Here is a 3,372-nt window from a genome sequence, read left to right on the forward strand (position 1 = left end):
TAACCTTCAATTTCCACATCTTTGTTTTCAAACAAAAAGCCAACCATTTGCTCTTCTAAAAATGTGCGGTGCTCTGGGTCCATCATATTTAAATGCTTTTCGTTAATAAGCATTGTTTGCTTATGCTGCCACTGACCCCACGCTTCTTTAGAGATGTTATTAAAAATCTTTTCACCAACTTCACCAGGGTATAACTGAAAGCCAAGCCCTTCGGCTTCTTTTTGTAACTTTTGACAAAATACTGTACGTGCCATGATTGATTCTCTCTAACGCTAAATATGGGGCTATTCTATACTATTGCTGTAATTTGTTTAACCAACTTTTTAGTTGGCGCTGCTAGGCCAACCTCTATTGATTGATCAAGCGGATACCACACTAATTGTTTGTCATTTACTACATCAGGAATGTTCTTAACATTGAGCACATGCGGATTAATCGTCAGCTCAAAATGTGAAAACACATGAATAAACGCTTCAAGCTCTACTAAGTCGGCTTCTAATCCTTGCTGAGCTAAAAACATTTGAAGCTCCTCGTACTCATTAAATTCAAAAAAGCCAAATAGTCCTCCCCAAATACCGCTGTTAGGGCGTTTTTCCATAAGCACTTTATCGCCACACTGAACAATTAACTGATGACAACTCTTCTTCGGCACTGCTTTTTTAGGTTTAGAATGTGGAAACTCTTTTACTTTACCTGCATTAAAAGCACCACAACCTGAATTTAATGGGCAAGCCTCGCAATCAAACCGGCTGCGTGAGCAAACACTCGCACCTAAATCCATCATAGCTTGATTAAATTCGGTGACATTATTTTTAGGTGTTAATTGCTCTGATAAATGCCAAAGCTGATTTTCGACTTTTTTAATACCGTACCAACCTTCTATCATAAAGTAGCGCGCTAAGACTCGCTTAACATTTCCATCTAAAATTGGATGATGCTGTCCAAGCGACAATGATAAAACAGCCCCGGCAGTAGAGCGCCCTATTCCCGGTAAATCCATTACTTCATCAAGCGTTTGCGGAAATTCGCCTTGGTACTTGTCACGTACTATTTTAGCTGTTTTATGTAAGTTACGCGCACGAGCGTAATACCCTAAGCCGGTCCAGTGATGCAGTACTAAATCTTCATCAGCATCGGCTAAAGCAATAATATCTGGAAAGCTTTGCATAAATTTTTCAAAATATGGGATAACAGTAATAACTTGAGTTTGCTGGAGCATCACCTCAGACACCCACACTTTATAAGGTGTTTTACCCAACTGCCATGGAAGTGCTTTACGCCCATGAAGGTGATACCAATCAACGACTTGATTAGAAAACGAATTAGACTGTTCTTTATTTAAATCCAACATATTGTACTTTTACTGATGCTCAATGGCGGCTCAGTCTATTGTAGTTAATAAAAAGATCAAGCTATAGGGCGTGTAAAACCAGCTAATACTTGTGATTGCGGGCTCGGTCAGGGATAATATGCAACCATTTTTAAACACATTGTTTTTGTCAGGCCAATAATATGAGTGAATCAAGCAACACTAACCTTGAGCAAGCTAAGCAAGAAGGTAAATACATCCGCACCATTCGCAGTTTTGTAAAACGCGAAGGTCGATTAACCAAAGGCCAAGCCGCTGCAATCGAAAAATGCTGGCCAACAATGGGCCTAGAGCATAAAAACGGTATGCTTGATTTAAGCGAAGTTTTTGGCAACAACAATGATGTAGTAGTAGAAATTGGTTTTGGTATGGGTAAATCGCTTGTCGAAATGGCAACAAATGCCCCTCACCTAAACTTTATTGGTATTGAAGTACACCGCCCAGGCGTTGGTGCTTGTTTAATGGATGCCGATGAAGCAGGCATTACTAACTTGCGTATTTTTGAACACGATGCAGTTGAAGTACTTGCAGACTGTATACCTAATGAAAGCTTAACAACACTACAGTTGTTTTTCCCTGATCCTTGGCATAAAAAGCGTCATCATAAACGCCGTATCGTACAAACTGAGTTTGTTGAAAAACTAAGAGCCCAACTGAAAATGGGTGGCGTTTTTCATATGGCAACAGATTGGGAAAACTATGCAGAGCATATGCTCGAAGTAATGAATGTAGCTCCTGGTTTTAAAAACCAATCAGAAACAAACGATTATGTTCCACGTCCAGATTTGCGCCCGCTTACTAAGTTTGAGCAGCGCGGACATCGCCTAGGTCATGGCGTGTGGGATTTAATGTTTGAACGTACTGAGTAATTTGTAACTTTAAGCACTCACTTTTATTTTTAATAAAACTAAACATACTGTAAGGCAAAGCCATTTATGAGCGTACTAACCAACCCAAGTTTACTGTTACTTCGTAATAGCGAGGCACTAACGGGCAAATCTATCTTGGTGGTCAACTTTGTTCAAGATGGCTTTTTAACAGAGCTTAAAAAACTTAACCCGCAAAGCAAGGTAACTGCATTTAGCTACAACCATGCTAACGGTGAGTTTGCTAAAAACACCAAAGACGTTGAGATTTGTGTAAATCACACAATACCTGGTAACGGCTACGATTTAGTTATTCTTTACTATCCTAAATCAAAACCTGAGTTATTAATGGCGCTTGATAATATTCGATCTGCTATTACTGATGATGCCGAACTATTGGTGGTAGGTGAAAACAAAAGTGGTGTTAAATCAATTGAAAAGCAATTAGCTGGTAAAGCTGAGTTTAGTAACAAAATTGATTCAGCTAAGCACTGCGTTCTTTACTCATTTGCTGAGATTACCCAGCATCCTGACTTTGATATTACGACCTACCATAAAAAGTTTGTTGTTAATGTTGCCGACACCGAGTTTACAGCTATTAGTGTCCCAGGGGTGTTTAATCACGGTAGTTTAGATATGGGAACGAAAGTTCTACTCGAAAACGCACCGACAATTAAGCAAGGTAGGGTTCTCGACTTTGGTTGTGGTGCAGGTTTAATAGCAACCTTTTTAGGGCTGCATAATCCAGCACTTGAGTTTGTGTGTAGTGATGTAAGTGCACTGGCAACTTACGCAACACAGCAAACTCTAAAGCTTAACAACATCAAAGGCGAAGCGATATTAAGTGACGGCCTTAAAAGCATTACCGGTAAGTTTGATTTAATTATTAGCAATCCACCTTTTCATACAGGTATTGCAACCGACTACACAGTAGCAGAAACATTTTTAGCAAATGCAAAACAGCATTTAACTAAAGTAGGAAAGCTGAATATTGTTGCTAACAGCTTTTTAAAATACCCGCCTATTTTAGAAACGCAATTTGAAAGCTACCAAACGGTATTTAAAAATAACAAGTTTGCCGTATATAGCAGCTAGTATTATTTTTAAAAATGCTTGAGTGCAAACGCGCTCAAGCTA

General features: G+C 39.1%; 4 protein-coding genes. 2 read left to right on the plus strand and 2 right to left on the minus strand.

Annotation, left to right across the window (positions count from 1 at the left end; genetic code table 11):
• Window positions 1-254: oxidative damage protection protein (locus GQR46_RS17860; RefSeq protein ID WP_165741821.1), on the minus strand; the 254-nt coding region annotated here is incomplete at its 3' end.
• Window positions 255-289: 35 nt separating this feature from the next.
• A complete protein-coding gene (gene mutY, locus GQR46_RS17865; protein WP_165741823.1) occupies window positions 290-1,351 on the minus strand; it encodes an A/G-specific adenine glycosylase in 1,062 nt (353 codons plus the stop codon).
• A gap of 161 nt (window positions 1,352-1,512) precedes the next feature.
• Here mutY and trmB point away from each other — a divergent pair, with 161 nt between their 5' ends.
• Together trmB and GQR46_RS17875 are read left to right on the plus strand one after the other, a co-directional pair.
• Entirely contained in the window at window positions 1,513-2,238 is a 726-nt protein-coding gene (trmB, locus tag GQR46_RS17870) for a tRNA (guanosine(46)-N7)-methyltransferase TrmB (RefSeq protein ID WP_007582957.1), read from the plus strand.
• Between the two features lie 66 nt (window positions 2,239-2,304).
• Window positions 2,305-3,330, plus strand: a complete 1,026-nt coding sequence (locus GQR46_RS17875) for a methyltransferase (RefSeq protein WP_165741825.1) — start codon at window positions 2,305-2,307, stop codon at window positions 3,328-3,330.
• Window positions 3,331-3,372: the final 42 nt, after the last annotated feature.

It is taken from the genome of Pseudoalteromonas sp. Z1A6, from assembly GCF_011378745.1.
Lineage (GTDB): Bacteria > Pseudomonadota > Gammaproteobacteria > Enterobacterales > Alteromonadaceae > Pseudoalteromonas > Pseudoalteromonas arctica.